The sequence below is a fragment of the Gemmatimonas phototrophica genome (genome assembly GCF_000695095.2).
In the GTDB taxonomy this organism is placed as follows: Bacteria; Gemmatimonadota; Gemmatimonadetes; order Gemmatimonadales; family Gemmatimonadaceae; genus Gemmatimonas; species Gemmatimonas phototrophica.
The window spans coordinates 4,121,798-4,137,440 of record NZ_CP011454.1 but is presented as its reverse complement, the minus strand read 5'-3'; the positions used below and the strand labels follow the sequence as shown (position 1 = coordinate 4,137,440).

Below are 15,643 nucleotides of genomic sequence, written 5' to 3'. Positions count from 1 at the left end.
GTCACATCGTTGTGCTACTGCCCTGTTGTGCGCCATTGGCTTCGCCGCTGCCAATCCGTTGGTGGCCCAGTCCGTGAGCTATTCGCAGGGGGAGTTCGTCGCTGCGCAATGGAGTTTCACACAGATTACGAAGACCCCATTCACAACTGGTACCGAGCTGTTGGAGGATACAGGAGGGAACCTGGGGAGTAACTGGTTTCATTCCTCCACTCTTGCTCAGGCAAGCGGAACCAACCGTTACCGGGTTGCGAACATCAACAGCACCTTTACCTACGATCCTCGGGTGAATGGCGCGCTCGCCTCGCTCAGCTTTTCCTATGACCTGCTGGGCCTATCTACTGCCGGTTACTCAGAGCCTTTTTTTGGCAATTACGTGCCAACACTGAGGCAGGACGGATTGTTCTTCTTCTTGTCAAACGGAACGTTGCGTCCAACCACAAGTTGGGCAACCTACAGTATCACTAGTGCGGGTGTTACGAACTGGGTTGATCCGAACAATCAAAGTGGATTGCTTCGTCCAGACTTTTCAGTGAACGGCACAACAATGGAATTTGGGTATATCATGAGCGGGGGGGGAGACTGTCCCTTTGTTGGACAAGTCTGCAGTGCTGCCTCGTTTTCTTCCCGCCTCGACAATTTCTCCGTCACTGCCAACGCCGTTTCCACCGTCCCCGAGCCCTCCACCTACGCGCTCATGGCCGCTGGTCTGGGCGTGCTCATGCTGGTGCAGCGCCGTCGGCGTCAGCGGGCGTAGCGTCGTCGGTCTCCGCGGCATCAACGGCCGCGTCATCGCGCTCGCCTTCCCAGCGAGTGGCGATGGCGCGGGCGTCGAGCCCCTGTTCGGTAAGCCACCGCACTACCGGCCCGGTGAATCCGTGCGTGACCCACACCCGCTCGGCACCGGTGGCACTAACCGCCCCCAGCAGCTGTGGCCAATCCACATGGTCGCTGAGGGTGAAGCCGGCATCCACACTGCGGCGGCGTCGCGCGCCGCGCACCTGCATCCACCCGCTGGCAAACGCCGTGCGCACGTCGCCAAAGCGGCGTAGCCACGGAGAGCCCAGCACACTGGGCGGCGCAATCAGCATGGCGCCGGTAATCTGCGTGTCGCGCAGGGCATCGCTGGCGTGCCGTGTGACGGGAAGCGCGATGCCTCCGGCGCGGTAGAGCGACGTCATGCGCTCCACGGCACCATGTGTGAGAATGGGGCCAATCGTTGGGTCGAGACCGGCCAGCAGTCGCTGCGCTTTACCCAGCGCGTAGCCGCACAACAAGGACACCGCGCCATTCGCCGCATTGGCCCGCCACCACGCATTGATACGCGCAAAGACCTCCTGTTGCGCCGGCCACCGATAAATGGGGAGGCCAAACGTGCTTTCCGTGATGAACGTATGGCAGCGCACCGGTTCCCACGGCGTACAGGTGGGGTCGGCGTCGGTCTTGTAGTCACCCGAGACCACCCACACCTCGCCGTGATGCTCAATTCGCACCTGGGCCGAGCCAAGGATATGGCCTGCCGGGTGCAGTGAGATCTGTACACCGTTGATGGTGCGTGTTTCGCCGTATGGTAGCGACGACAGGCCACGTCCCCAGGCACCGAGCCGTTCGCGCGAAATGGCGGCGCCCGGTTCACTGACGAGATACGACTCACAGCCCCACGTGAGGTGGTCGCCGTGGGCGTGTGTGACGACCGCGCGTTCCACCGGTGACCACGGGTCGATGTAGAAATCGCCCGCGTCGCAGTAGAGCCCGCGGTCGGTGGTACGCAGCAGCATGCACTCAGTACGAAAACGTGAGGCCGCTGGAGAAGAACGTATCCGTGGACTTGAGGGCGATGCCGGCGCGGACCGGCGGCGTGCTGTTGTAGCGGATCACGTAGCCCAGTTTGACGGCAATGCGCTTGGAGATTGGCGCCACCAGCGAGGTTTCGGTGTTCACGAGATACGAATCGCCGTCCGAAAGATTGGGCAGATACTCCGCGGTCTGCTGCACGAAGGCCAGGTCGGAGAAGAGGTGCTTGTAATCCAGCCCGGCGCGTGCCGCGGGATAATTGCGCTTGATGCTGGCCGTGGAGCCGGCGGTGAGCTGCTGCTGGAACATGGATGCCCCCAACTGCACCGAGAGCTGTTCGCGCTTTTCCGCAACCAGCTTGGCATCCACACCAAAGCCTTCTTCAAAACGGCTGGCAATACCCTGCAGCACGTTGCGATCAAACCGGGTGGCCACAAAGAGACCGATGCGCGGCGTGAGTGTGCGCTCCGCGCGCAGGCCACCGTTCCAGAAGTTGGCGTTCACCTTGTCGTTGGCTTCGCCGTAGAAGAACGCCAGATCCTCGTTGAGGATCCACCCTTTCAGTGAGTACTTGAGTTTGTTGCCGAAGTTGGTGCTGAGGGCATTGGCGTTGCCGTTGGTCTGCGCAAAGCCGGCCGTGCCGGACACCTCGAGATTCTTCTTCTTGGCGGCGTCCTGTGCCATGACAGCAGTGGCGGAGGCCGCGATGGCGGCCGTGATGACCAAGGTGCGCGCGAAGTGTGTCATACGTGAACGTGGCAAGGAGTCAACGGAACAGACGACCACCGGTGCGGTTGTCGCGCACAAAGAATCTGGCTGCGGGCATGACGACGGCCGGCAGTGTCTGCGCGTTCATCACGGCATCCGGGGCAATGATGCCGTTTTCGTTCAGCAGGTAGGCCACGACACTATACGTTTCAGCCGCCGTGAGGGTGCCCGGTGTGGACTGCGGCATGGCTCGCTGTACGTAGTCGAACACGGTGGTGGCGTACGGCCAGTAGTTGCCAATCGTGCGCGGGGCTTTGTTGTCGAGCGCAAAGACGTGCCCGGCGGCCGGCGTGCGGCCGACCAATGCGGGTGACGGTGCGCGCCCTTCGCCACGGGCACCGTGACAGGAGGCGCACTGGGCCGCGTACACCACAGCCCCCTGAGACACCGTCCCCTCGCCCGCAGGCAGCCCACGGCCCCGTGGGTCCACGTCGCGATCCATCGCGGCCAGCTGCGCGACGTTGGGTGTTTTGCCCAGGCCGTAGGTCGGATCCGCGCGGTCGGAGGGGGTGGAACAGGCGCCAATTACCAGCACGACGATCCCAAGATGTGCGCGTCGCATGGTCAGCCTCCAAAGGTGACAGTGCCATCGGCCGCAACATCCCACGAGCGAATAGACGTGAAGTGATACCCCGGGGCCTTGCCGCGGACTTTCCGAAACTCTTCCGCTGTCGGCTGCACGGCTCCGGTGACATCGTGTGCCCGGCTCAGAAGGCGGGCGGGCTTGCCATCCCAGCGCCAGAGATACTCAAAGCGGGTGTGCGAAAGTGGAGTCGCGCCGGCCGGCAACGTGGCCTGATGCCAGGTGCGTCCGCCGTCGGTGCTCACGTCCACGTGCGATACCGTGCCCCGTCCGGTCCAGGCAATGCCGCGGATGGCGTGCCATCCTTTTTCCGGCAGCACGGCGGGATACGCGGGCGCGGTAATGACCGACTTCACATCCATCACGAAGCTGAACTGGCGGGAGGTGCCGTCGGGGAGCGGGTCGGTGTACTTGGAGGTCTCTTCGCGCGACATGACCGGTGCATCGAGGACCTCAAGTCGCCGTAACCACTTCACGCACATGTTGCCTTCCCATCCGGGGAGCAGCAGCCGTGCCGGATAGCCGTTGCCGGGGCGCAGCGCCTCGCCGTTCTGCGCGTACACCACCAGCGCATCGCGCAGCATCTTGTCCATGGGAATGCTGCGCGTCATGACCGCCGCGTCGCCGCCCTCTGCGAGCACCCACTGCCCGCCGGGTTTCGCACCGACGGCACGCAACAACGTGGACACGGGTACGCCGGTCCACTCCGTGTTGCTGGTGAGTCCGTCGACCACCTGCGGCGACATGTCCGGCCGCGGATTGTTCCACGCGCGCCCACCGTTACCGGAGCACTCGAGGAAATAGGTGCGCGTGATGGACGGGAACCGCTTCAGTTCAGCGAGCGTGAAGGTGAGTGGGCGCTCCACCATCCCGTGCAGCGTAAGCGAATACGTGGAGGGGTCGATGGCCGGGATGCCATTGTGATGCCGCTGAAAGTGCAGCTCCGCCGGCGTGAGCGTTCCGTGCAGGTCCTGATGCGGGGTCCAACTCGAGCCCTGCACCACACCGACCGGCGTGAGCCGCGGCTGTTCAAAGGGCGAACGGATGCCGAGTGAGTCGCTGGGGGCACCGGGCACGCGTGTGGGATCGGGCGGCATAGGCGTTTGCGCCAGTGCTCGCACCAGCGGTGCCGTTATGGCGGCGCCAGCCAACAGCCCGCCCGTTTGCATGAGGGTCCTTCTGCTCGGCGATGCCAGACCCTGATCTGGCTTCTGGTCGCCCATGCGCTGCCCCATATCGTCTTCCTTGCCGGTGGCACATCGTGATGAGGACGTTCTGATGGGCGAGAATGTACCTCAACTTCCGTGTGCTTGGGCGAGTCCGTAGAACTGACCGCACGGATGCCTCCGTGCCATCGGTTCCTGGAGCACCACTCAGAACGTCAGCGTCAGCCCCGACGAAAAGAACGTGTCCATGGCGCGCAACTGGATGTTGTTGCGAATGGGGGGTTCGCTATTGTAGCGAATGACATACCCCACCTTGAGGCCGACACTCTTGGAGATGGGGGCCACAACGGAACTCTCCGTATTCACGAAATACGACGTGGCGGTATCACCGATGGCGGGCAGATACTCGGCCGTCTGCTGCACGTACGCGAGGTCGGTGAGTTTGCGGCGGTAGTCAATCGCGGCGCGAGCCGCCGGGAACGCGCGCGACACTTTGGCCGTGCTGCCGGCCGTCAGCTGCTGCTGAAAGAGCGATCCGCCCACCGCGACATTGAGCTTGTTGGCGTGGTCTTCCACCGCTTTGACGGTCACACCAAAGCCCTGCTGATAGCGATTGGCGACACCCTGTACCACGTTCCGGTCGTAGCGTGACGCCAGAAACAGGGAGACGCGTTCGGCCACCACGCGCTCGCCGCGCAGGCCACCGTTCCAGAAGTTCGTGTTGACCTTGGCGTTGGCTTCGCCGTAGAAGAACGCGAGATCCTGCTGAAAGCTCCAGCCAGCCAACGAGTATTTCACCTTGTTGGTCACGTTGGCGGCCATCGCGTTGGCGTTGCCGTTGGTTTGCGAGAAGCCCATGGAGCCGGTGAACTCCACCTTCTTTTTCTTGGGCGCTGGCGAGGCCGGTTTGGCGGCCGGCTTGGCGGCACTCGCCGCTGATGCCGCAGCGGCCGATTGGGCCGGCTGCGCCATGGCCAGCCACGGCGAAAGGGCGAGGCTCAGAGAGCCCCGCCCCAACATCGTCCAAAAACCAGCGGCCACTGTGCGAACAGTCATGACGACAAAGGCTGAGCGTTCAATGCTTGATGAACGTCCCCGCGCGCAACTCGCGCACCGCCTCCTGCAACTCGGCCTGGGTGTTCATCACGATGGGCCCGTACCATGCAACCGGTTCCTTGATGGGCGCACCGCTCACAAGCAGGAAGCGAATGCCTTCCTCGCCTGCGCGCACGACCACTTCGTTGCCAGTGTCGAAAAAGATGAGCGAGCGATTCCCCGACATGTCGCGCACGAGGTCATCGTCGTTGCCGGCCGTACGTTCGGTCAGCACGCCCATCGGATCCGACGCGTGCCGGAACGTACCACTGCCCTGAAAAATGTAGGCGAATGTGCTGCGATATGCGTCTACCGGCAGTGACTTTTTCACGCCAGCCGGGACAAACACATCGAGATAGCAGGGATCAGCCGCAATGCCATCCACCGGCCCCGTCTTGCCCCAGAACTCACCGCAGATCACCCGTACCGTGGTGCCATCATCGTCGATGATCTCCGCAATTTCCTTCGACTGCACGTCCTGATAGCGCGGCGCGACCATTTTCTGCGCCGAGGGCAGGTTGGCCCACAGCTGGAACCCATGCATGCGTCCCTGCGGGTCGCCGTGCGGCATTTCGTGGTGAATGATGCCGCTGCCGGCGGTCATCCATTGCACGTCGCCAGCGCCGAGCATGCCGCGGTTCCCCAGCGAGTCCGCATGCTCAACGTTGCCGGCCAACACGTAGGTAATGGTCTCAATGCCGCGGTGCGGGTGCCAGGGAAAACCGGCCTGATACTGGGCCGGGGCGTCGCCACGGAAATCGTCGAAGAGCAGGAACGGGTCGGTCTCGGCCGTTTCGCCAAAACCGAAGCCACGATGGAGGTGCACACCGGCCCCTTCCATGGTGGGCTGGGCGGTAACGATGCGTTTGACCGGACGAATGGACATGCAGACCTCAGGTTGGAGTACGGAGAAATATATCTTATTACTGAGGCACTGTCTACCCTGACGGTCAGAAGAACATGTCGCCGCCGGCACTGGCCACCGGCGGTGGTGGCGGCGGCGGATTCTCCCCAAAGATGTCGAAGGCGCGCATGGAGGCATCGATGGCTGTGAGCGCGGCCTCCAATTCGCTGACGGCTTTGCGGATTTCCCAGCGGTAGCACGGGCCGGTGCCGGCCAGACACCCGATGCCGAGCACGACGGCGCCGGCCATCGCCGGGCCTGAGAGGGCCGCGCCGGCCAAGGCCAGGGCCGCCTTGCCAATGACGGCACCAATGCCGGCCCCTCCTGCCGCTCCCAGGCCGCTGATGATCCCGTAGCCCCACAAGTTTGGCTTCCGTCCCTTCCGCAAATCGATGGTCATGGTGACCTCGCAGGCACGCGAGTCGCCAGGCAAACCGGCAATCGTCACCCGTACGTCAGGGGCGTACACGCCGTACTTCGTCCATGTCCATTTGTAGTTGCCAGCCACCATGTCGGGGATACTGAACACCAAAACGCCGCCGTCCAGCGGATGGCCGCCCAAGGTGTCCTGCAGCGAAAGCAACCATGGTGAAGCCTGCAACGAGCGCCCCAGCGACTGCAGCACCGTTCGCGGCGGCGCTCGGAAGACACGAGAAACGGACACGGTGCGCTGCGACGTGCCGAACACGCGCGTGGCGAGGCGTTCGGCAAAGGGGGAAACGTCGGCTTTGGCCATTTCCCCCGGCGCTATGCTGCGCATTTCGTCCAGCGCGAGGGCCACGTATCGCTGCGAAATGCCGGCTTCCACGGCGGCGGCCTCCACATCACGCAAACGATAGGCATCCGTGGGTGTCACCCCAGCAGACGCACTACTGTCGGTGGCAGGGGCCAACGCGCGCGTTTCGTTGCTACGTATTCGCGTTTCCAGTCGAGCGGCTGCTTCAGCCTGCAATTCTGCGGCGCGCCGCCAGACGGCCATGGCGGATTCGCTGGAGAGCACGACGGCACTGGCCTGCCCCCGGGCATCCTGCTCGATGGCTTCGAGGGCCTTGCCCAAGGCATCGGCGAGTGCCTCACCCGTCTCGAAGCGTTCGTCGGCGCGTTTGCGCAAACAGCGGTCAATGACTGACGCGAGGGCAGGGGAGACCGAGGGCGCTACGGAGCGAAGCGCCGGCGGTTCCTTGGTGGCATGGGCCACGAGCACGCCCTGCGGAGTGGTCCCATCGAACGGCAAGCGACCGCTCAAGGCGAGGAAGCCGATGCACCCCAGCGCGTACAAATCACTGCGGCCGTCGAGCGGTTCGCCGGTGGCCTGCTCGGGGCTCATGTAGTGTACGGTGCCCAGCACGAGGCCGTCCTGCGTGAGCGCCGGGTTAAAGTCGGCGCGCGCAATGCCGAAGTCGGTCACGATGGCGCGGCCGCTCTGGCGATCGAGCAGAATGTTTTCCGGCTTGATGTCGCGGTGCACAATGCCGCGGGCATGCGCATAGGCGAGCGCCCAGGCCACTTCGCGCAAAATGCGTACGGTATCCGGGGCCGACAGCGTGCCGCGGTCGCGGATGCGATCGCCAAGGGTTTCGCCGTCCACGTACCCCATGGCGAAGAAGGCGAAGCCGCCGATGTCATCGGCCCGGTACACCGGTACGATGTTGGGATGGGACAGCTGCGCCGCCATGCGCGCTTCGCGCAGGAATCGCTCGCGCGTGTCGGCATCCTCGGCCAGCTGCGGCGGGAGCACCTTGAGAGCGACGGAACGGTCGAGTCGCTCGTCGCGGGCTAGCAGCACGATACCCATGCCGCCACGCCCCAATTCCCGCTGAATGTCGTACTGGCCACGGAGGGCGGTACGGAACGCCGGGACCGCGTCCGGCGCGGTATTTTCTGACATGGTCATGTTCCCCCCAACCTACGCGAAGGACCGGCGATTGTTACAGCGCACCCTGAAGGTTTCGCGGCGGGTCCTGCTGCCCGCGTTGCTCCTCGCCGTGGCCCCCGCCGCCCGGGCCCAGCCCGCCCCCGACCTCGCCGGGGTGTGGAAGGGCACCCTGGTGAACCTGCCCCTGCGCCCGAACGCCACCCCGGTGCAAGTCACGATGGAGCTGGGGGCCCTGCCCACCGCCGATGGCCAGTGTGTGCCGTGGAAAACCACCTACAGCGAACGGGACACCGTGCGCGCCACCAAGGACTACCGGCTCTGTCGTGGCACGGGACCCCAGTCGCTTTTTGTGGATGAGGGGGGCGGCGTTACGCTCCAGACCTCGCTGCTGGGTGACGTGCTGGTCTCGTCGTTCAAAGCCGGGCGGGTTTTGCTGGTTACGCATCTGCGGGTGCGGGGAGACACGCTGGAAGAGGAGATCATTACCGCGGAGGACCTGCCGGCGACGGAGGGCGTAGTCACGATGCGTTCGCGGAGCATCCAAAGGCTGCAGCTGACGCGGGTGAGACGGGAGATCTGAGATCTGGGACGTGGAGTTGCGAGTTGGGAGGCGAGACCGTGCGATGGATATCGAAGGTGAGAGGGTCGAGATAACCACGATGGTGAGAGGTCCGAGTAGTTGCCTCCGCCCGTATGTGCCTCCCACAGACGCCGCTGGAACAGCGGTCGTCCCCGCTGTTTCCCCAAGCCCGTGTGCGGCACGGGAGCGCAGACGCCAGCACTCGGACCTCACACCTCGCTGTCATCGGGCCTCTCACCCTCGATATCCATCGCACCTCGCGACGCCCAACGCTCTCCCCTCCAGATCGCCGTCCCGCTTCGGCGATCTACCCGTCTTACTTCTCCGGTCGCTGCTGCGCGACTGCGGCGATCAAGCGGGCCAGCCGTTGCAGGTCGCGCAGGTCCAGCACTTCGGCCGGTGTGTGGCTGTAGCGGCCGGGCCAGGACAGTCCGGTATTGGGGGCACCAAAAAAGGTGAACGTGGTGCCGTCGGTACCACCCTGCGTGAGGCCGATCTGCAGGGGAATGCCGGCGGCGGCGGCCGCGCGCTGCACCTGCGCCCGCACCGTCGGCGGTGAGATGCTGCCGTTCTCGATGGCCCGCAGCACGGGGCCGTTGCCCAGCGGCGCAAAGGCAAAGTGCGGGGACTCGAGCGGTGTGTTGGAGCTGACAAAGGTGTCGATACTGTAGATGCGCGTCGTGCTCGCACCGTGCGAAGCCGCCACCACCTGAGCCCCCACCAGACCGCCTTCTTCCTGCACCGACCACACAAACAGTACGGCATGATTCAGTGAGGCCGGGTTGATCGTGCGCACCGCCATGAGCAACGCCGTCGATCCGGCGCGGTCGTCCATGCTGCGGCCGGTAAAGCGTGAGCCAAACAGACGCACACTCACTTTGGGGCTGGTGACTCCCAGTCCCACGCGCACCCCCCGCGCCACCAGCGCGGCGGAGTCGAGACCAAACCAGGCGGTCAGTGCCCGCGGATTCTTCACGCGCGCCGAATCCCGTGGCACAAAGACCCCCATCAGCGTATCGGGAGCGCCCGTGGCCGCTTTGGGAAAGTGCAGCACTGCCGGCTGCCCTTCCCACGCACTGTTGATCACGCCGCCGCGTTCACGCAGGCTCACCGTGCCGTCGCGCACGATGGCGGCCACGTGATATGCCACTTCGTCCATGTGGGCCATGAACACCACCGTGTCGCGCGCGGGCCCGGCACTCACGATGATGTTGCCCACACTGTCCACCACCGCGCGGTCGCGCGCCCACGCCGGCAACTGCGCCAGAATGGCCTCGCGCACCCGCCACTCGTGCGTGGGCACACCGGGCAGATCGGCCAGTTGCGCCAGCGAGCGCGTGAGGGTGGCAAACGGATCGCCAGGCATCGGCGCATCGAGCGCCGCGCTGCTCCGATGGCGCGTCGCCACTGGTACCCATGCCGCAGATGACGGTGTGCTCACCCCAGCGGCCGCCGCCGCGGCCTCGAGCAACCACGTGGCGTCAGCGTCGCCAATGCTTTCCATCAGTGTGCCGGCGTGGCGCACCGCCGGCGACACGATGCGCACTGAGTCGGCACGCATCGCCCGGAACGTGCCCACGTTGACCGCCGCAAACTGGCCGGCGCGCACCCAGCGCTGCTGCCGTTCCGCACGCCCGTTGGCGAGCAGGGTGATTTCGGTAGGGGCAAAGCCGCTGCGCGCGACCGCGCCCCCAACGCCGGGCCATCCGAAGGCGCTCTGCACGGAAATCACGAACATCGTTTCACCGGTCGTGACCGCACCTGTTGCGGCGGCCACCAACGCGGCACACCCGGCGCGCAATCCTGCCTGCGCCCCGGCCGTGCGGTCACCGTAGCGAAAGGCGTCGAGCCGCCGCTGCACCGGATCCAGCAGGCGAATGCCAAGGGCCGCGACATCGGCGGGTGAACTCGCACCAACATCCACCCACAGATCGTCGGCGGTGACCACCAGCGAATCCTTGCGGTGTTGCTGCGCGAAGTGCCCATTGGCAATGGCACTTACGGCCGGGACCGCGCCGCGTTCGGTGAGAATCTCCAGCTGCTGCCCTTCGTGTGCCTGATCCCACAAGGGATGCGCCACGTTGCCGACACGATGCAGGCGCAGCATGCCGGTGCTGGTGATGTGCGTGACCGCAAAGCCGGCGCGATCAATGGCGCAGGCCACCACACGTCGCGGTAACCCGCTGCCTTTGCGCAGTGTGAGATTGCCGAGGGCATCGCCCTGCCAGCTGCCACCAGTGGCGCGGGTGAGTGCCGGGATGAGCGGCACGGTCGTGCGCCGCTCCAGCCCCACCGGTGCATCCAGTGCAATCCATGACGCGAGCGCCTGCTGTTGGGCCGGCGCCACGACGGGAACAAGCATCGTGGCAAGCGCGAGTGCGCGTCGGAGCATACGGTGTTTGGGGGTCGGAGTGTGGCGCATCAGAAAAGCACGCTACGGCTTGTCGGCAGGCTTCCCCGACGACTTCGCCGCTGGCTGCTCGGCCGTCTTGGTCGTCCCGCGCGCTACGGGACGTACGCGCATGCCACTGGCCAGTGATTCGGCCGGATTGACAATGAGGTTGTCACCGGCCTGGACACCATCGAGGACTTCGATGGTGGTGCCGAAGTCGCGTCCCAGTGTAATGGGCACCAGCTGCACGCTGTCCCCTTCCACCCGCGCGACCAGTGTGCCTTCGGCGCGCACGATGAGCGCAATGGCCGGAATACGCAGCGAGGCGCCGCTGCTCGGAATGCTGAGTGCCACCTGCGCAAACATGCCGGGGAGCAGGCGACGATCGCGATTGGGGATGTGCACTTCGGTGAGCAGCGTACGCGTACCGGGTTCAATGGCACCGGCGGTGCGCACCACGGTCCCGAGGAATGCGGAGTCTCCCACTTCGCGGGCCATGACCTGTGCCGTGAGCCCCACCCGTACGCGCGGCGCAGCACTTTGCGGCACCTGCAGCATGACGCGCAGCGTATCGGTTTGCACCAGCGTGAGCAGCGGGCGGGCGCCGGCAGCGGCTCCAGCCACCACCAGCGAGCCCAGATCGATGGAGCGGGCGGTGACCAGCCCAGTGAACGGGGCGGTGAGCGCCCCAAACCGCAGGACTTCCCGCAGGTTGGCGACGTTGGCCCGCGCCGCCCGCACATTGGCGTCGGCGACCGACGCCTGCGCCTGTCGTTCGTCCAGTTCCTGCGGAGTGACCACCCCCTGTGCTGCCAGCTGCTTCCAGCGGGTCAGCGTGGCGCGGCTGAGGGCGGCACTGGCCTCCACCTGTTCCAGGACCGCGGCGGCTTGCAGCGATTGTTCGCGAATTTCCGGCATATCCAGCACCACCAGCGTATCGCCCCGTCGCACCACCGACCCGATATCCACGCGCAGCGACTGCACAAAGCCGTTGGCGCGCGCAAAGATGGACGTTTCGTGCAGCCCCGTTACGGTGCCGGGCAACTCAAAGGGGGTGCCAGTGGTATCGCGGCGCACTTTCTCGGTGTACACCGTGGGCGTGGCGTTCACTTCGGTGCGCTCGGTTTCGCGGGCTCGCGATTGGGCCAGTCGTGGCACTGCGCCAGCGGCCAGCAAGGCACCGAAAACGAGCACCAGCGCAATGGGGGCCATGCGGCCACGGCGAACGTGGCGACGACGGAGCGAGTGGGGCATCACTGAATGGGGCATCACGAAGCCAGTCCGGGCAAATGAGCGGTGCGTGCGCGACCCGCGCGCAGCCGGCTATACACATACGGCAACACGGTGAGCGTGGCGAAGGTGGCAAAGGTGAGACCGCCAATTACGGCGCGCCCCAGCGGCGCATTCTGCTCTCCGCCTTCTCCCACTCCCAGTGCCATGGGAATCATGCCGACAATCATGGCGGCGGCGGTCATGATGACGGGGCGCAACCGCGTCGCCGCCGCATCCAGCGCGGCATCGAGTGCGCTGAGCCCATCGTCCATACGCTCATTGGCGAACGCCACCACCAGAATGCCGTTGGCGGTGGCCACACCCACACTCATGATGGCGCCCATGAAGGCCGGCACACTGATGGTGTTGCCGGCGGCAAAGAGCGCCCAGACAACTCCGGCCAGCGCCATCGGCAAGGCGCTGCTGATGATGAGCGGATCGAGCCACGACTGAAAATTGATGACCATGATGAGATAAACGAGTACTACCGCGAAGAACAGCCCGGTCACCAACCCTTGGTACGACTCACGCATGCTGGCCACCTGGCCGCGCATCACGAGGGTGGTGCCCTTGGGAAGCGAGGGGCGCACCGAGTCGAGCACCATGTCGATGTCCTTGGCGACCGCGCCGAGGTCGCGATGCTGGACATTGGCAAAGACATCGAACACCGGCGCCACATCGTAGTGACTGACCACCGCCATCCCGCTGCTACGCGTGATGGCGGCGAGGTTCCCGAGGTACTGCGCTGCGCCGCCGCCCGCGCCGGCAATCGGCGTGAGACTGAGCGCCTCGAGCGACGACATGCGGTACTGCGGTGTCTGCACGCTGACGGTGTATTGCACGCCGTTCTGCGGGTTGAGCCAGACGTTGGGCTGCGCCTGTCCGCTGGACGCGAGCGATACCAGCAGGTCATTGGCCACTTCGCGCTGCGTCAATGACAGCGAACTCGCGCGCACACGGTCCACGTTCACATTGAGCTGCGGCGCTTCGAGTCGCTGCTGCAGATACACATCCACCGCGCCGGGGATCTGGCGCAGTCGCTGTTCGAGTGCCCGCGCCACCACAATGTTCTCGGCCCGGTTGCTCCCGGTGACCTGCACATCCACCGGAGCGGGAAGACCGGCATTGAGAATCTGTCCAATGATGTCGGCCGACTGGAAGAATACCAGCATCTGCGGAAATTCATCACGCAAGACGCGACGAATTTCGCTCGCGTAGTGGGCGGTGTTCCCGCGTCGCTCGTCGGTGAGCACCAGCAGCAGATCGGCGTCGGTGACCCCCGTGGTGGGGTTGTCACTGAAGGCGAGATTCGTGAGGCTGGTGGAGGCAATGCCCACGTTGTCGAGAATGGTACCCAGATCTTCGGGCGGAATGATGGTACGGATGCGCGCCTCCACCGCCGCGACCAACCGTGCGGTTTCTTCAATGCGCGTTCCGACCGGCGCGCGCAGGTGCAGGCGGATCTGTCCGGCGTCGACCTGCGGGAAGAAGTCGCGTCCCAGCCATGGCGCCAGGGCGGCACCGGACACGAGCACGACCAGTGCCATGACGACGAGCGAGGCTGGTTTGCCCAGCGTGGACGCCAGAGCCAGACGGTAGCGCACGCGCATGCGCTCAAAGAAATGCTCAAAGCGATAGTGGATCTGCGCAAAGGGCCCCGGTGCGTGTGGCAGCCCCGCGCGCTTCGCTTCCAGCGCCCGTTCGCGCTGCATGGCGAACTTCACCAGCGTGGGAACCAGGGTGCGCGAGATGACGTACGACGCCATCATGGCAAACACCACCGCCATGGCCAGCGGACGAAAGAGCGCGCCGGCCGCACCACTGAGAAAAAAGATGGGAACGAACACAATGCAGATAGCCAGCGTGGAGACCAGCGTGGGCACGGCAATCTGTCCGGCGCCCAGCAGAATGGCCTGCTCGATGTCCGGCTCGTGTTCCTGTACGCGGTGAATGTTCTCAATGCCCACCGTGGCATCATCCACCAATACACCCACCGCGAGGGCAAGACCGCCAAGGGTCATGACATTGAGTGTCTGGCCCAAGGCGGCGAGCACCGTCACCGACACCAGAATGGAGAGCGGAATGGACAGCGCGACAATGAGCGTGGAGCGCCAGCTGCCGAGAAAGAGCAGAATCATGGCCGCGGTGAGACAGGCGGCAATGAGCGCTTCAATGACGACGCCTTCAAGCGCGGCCTTGACGAACAGCGACTGGTCGGCCAGTACATCCACCTTGAGGGCCGATGGCAGGGCCGCCAGAATGCCGGGAAGTGCTTCGCGTACGCGGTTGACCACGTCAATGGTGGAGGCGCCGCCCGACTTGAGTACGGTGACGAGCGCGCCGCGCACGCCGTCGCGGTGCACGATGTTGGTTTGCACGGCATAGCCGTCGCGCACCTGCGCCACATCACGCACACGAACAAGGGCACCGTTCACGACACGAATGGGGAGGTCGTTCAGCGCCTCCACGACCGTGGGGCTGCCATTCAAGCGAACTGCGTATTCCCGCTCACCAATCTTGGTGGTGCCGCCGGGCAGCACGAGGTTCTGCGCACTGATGGCGTCGCTGACGTCAGTGGGGGAGAGACCGCGGGCCTGCAGCTGCGCCGGATCGAGATCGACGTTGATGAGTCGCGAGCGTCCGCCGTACGGCTGCGGGACGCTCGCCCCGCGCACCGTGGCCAGCCGGGTGCGAATGCCGTTGGTGCCCAGGTCATTGAGCTGCTGTTCGGAGAGCGAGTCCCCGCCGAGGGCGAGCTGCAACACCGGCACATTGGCGGCGTTGTAGCGAATGATGAGGGGGGCCGAGGCGCCCGGCGGCATGATGCGCAGAATGGTCTGCGACTGCGCCGCAATCTGGGAAACGGCCGACTCGACGGATGCATCGGGTTGGAAGTACACCTTGGCCACCGAGATGCCGGCCATCGACTGTGACTCGATGTGTTCGATACCGGTAATGGTCGTGGTCAGCGAGCGCTCGAAGGGCGTCCCGAAGCGGCGCTCCATTTCCTCCGGGGGGAGCCCGTTGTATGACCAAATGACCGAGACCACCGGAATGTTGAGTTCCGGGAGAATGTCGGTGGGCATGCGCAGCGCCGAGAGCACCCCGAAGAGCACCACCAGCAAAGCGCCAACAATAAACGTGTACGGCCGCCGCAGGGCGAGCGTGACAATCCACATGGACGGAGTGCGGGAGACGCCAACGGTGGGCGAAACG

12 protein-coding genes are annotated in these 15,643 nt (G+C 65.0%); 2 read left to right on the top strand and 10 right to left on the bottom strand.

Annotated elements, in window-relative coordinates; translation table 11 throughout:
* Positions 1-61 precede the first annotated feature (61 nt).
* Positions 62-754, top strand: a complete 693-nt coding sequence (locus GEMMAAP_RS20850) for a PEP-CTERM sorting domain-containing protein (protein ID WP_202969163.1) — start codon at positions 62-64, stop codon at positions 752-754.
* Here the strand turns inward: GEMMAAP_RS20850 and GEMMAAP_RS17430 are convergent.
* The 7 genes from GEMMAAP_RS17430 to GEMMAAP_RS17400 all read right to left on the bottom strand — a co-directional run bounded on the left by GEMMAAP_RS17430 (position 717) and on the right by GEMMAAP_RS17400 (position 8,201).
* Positions 717-1,775: a ligase-associated DNA damage response exonuclease gene (locus tag GEMMAAP_RS17430; RefSeq protein WP_026848198.1), complete on the bottom strand. Its 1,059-nt coding sequence runs from the start codon at positions 1,773-1,775 to the stop codon at positions 717-719. The genes GEMMAAP_RS20850 and GEMMAAP_RS17430 overlap by 38 nt on opposite strands.
* Before the next feature lie 4 nt (positions 1,776-1,779).
* The gene (locus GEMMAAP_RS17425) at positions 1,780-2,538 is read right to left on the bottom strand and encodes a DUF481 domain-containing protein (RefSeq protein ID WP_026848199.1); all 759 of its coding nucleotides are present in this window, start codon (positions 2,536-2,538) and stop codon (positions 1,780-1,782) included.
* A gap of 19 nt (positions 2,539-2,557) precedes the next feature.
* A complete protein-coding gene (locus GEMMAAP_RS17420; protein WP_026848200.1) occupies positions 2,558-3,121 on the bottom strand; it encodes a c-type cytochrome in 564 nt (187 codons plus the stop codon).
* Between the two features lie 2 nt (positions 3,122-3,123).
* Positions 3,124-4,311: a sulfite dehydrogenase gene (gene soxC, locus GEMMAAP_RS17415; RefSeq protein ID WP_145979214.1), complete on the bottom strand. Its 1,188-nt coding sequence runs from the start codon at positions 4,309-4,311 to the stop codon at positions 3,124-3,126.
* Positions 4,312-4,515: 204 nt separating this feature from the next.
* Positions 4,516-5,364 (bottom strand): DUF481 domain-containing protein, encoded by an 849-nt coding sequence (locus GEMMAAP_RS17410; RefSeq protein ID WP_075071558.1) that lies wholly within the window; start codon positions 5,362-5,364, stop codon positions 4,516-4,518.
* 19 nt (positions 5,365-5,383) lie between these two features.
* Complete coding sequence (locus GEMMAAP_RS17405; RefSeq protein ID WP_026848202.1) at positions 5,384-6,289, bottom strand: pirin family protein; 906 nt, start codon at positions 6,287-6,289, stop codon at positions 5,384-5,386.
* Positions 6,290-6,353: 64 nt separating this feature from the next.
* On the bottom strand, positions 6,354-8,201 hold the full coding sequence (locus GEMMAAP_RS17400; protein ID WP_053333556.1) for a serine/threonine-protein kinase: 1,848 nt from the start codon (positions 8,199-8,201) through the stop codon (positions 6,354-6,356).
* On the opposite strand from GEMMAAP_RS17400, the gene GEMMAAP_RS17395 reads away from it, so the two are divergent.
* Positions 8,194-8,763 carry a hypothetical protein gene (locus GEMMAAP_RS17395; protein ID WP_026848203.1) on the top strand — a complete coding sequence of 190 codons (570 nt, stop codon included), beginning with the start codon at positions 8,194-8,196 and terminating at the stop codon, positions 8,761-8,763. The genes GEMMAAP_RS17400 and GEMMAAP_RS17395 overlap by 8 nt on opposite strands.
* Positions 8,764-9,079: 316 nt before the next feature.
* Here GEMMAAP_RS17395 and GEMMAAP_RS17390 read toward each other — a convergent pair whose 3' ends face one another.
* From GEMMAAP_RS17390 to GEMMAAP_RS17380, 3 genes are all read right to left on the bottom strand, one after another.
* Entirely contained in the window at positions 9,080-11,125 is a 2,046-nt protein-coding gene (locus GEMMAAP_RS17390; RefSeq protein WP_158514916.1) for a M20/M25/M40 family metallo-hydrolase, read from the bottom strand.
* A 72-nt stretch (positions 11,126-11,197) separates the two neighbouring features.
* Positions 11,198-12,409, bottom strand: coding sequence for an efflux RND transporter periplasmic adaptor subunit (locus tag GEMMAAP_RS17385; RefSeq protein WP_158514915.1), 1,212 nt, complete (start codon positions 12,407-12,409; stop codon positions 11,198-11,200).
* Between the two features lie 14 nt (positions 12,410-12,423).
* Complete coding sequence (locus GEMMAAP_RS17380; RefSeq protein ID WP_053333558.1) at positions 12,424-15,606, bottom strand: efflux RND transporter permease subunit; 3,183 nt, start codon at positions 15,604-15,606, stop codon at positions 12,424-12,426.
* Positions 15,607-15,643 lie beyond the last annotated feature (37 nt).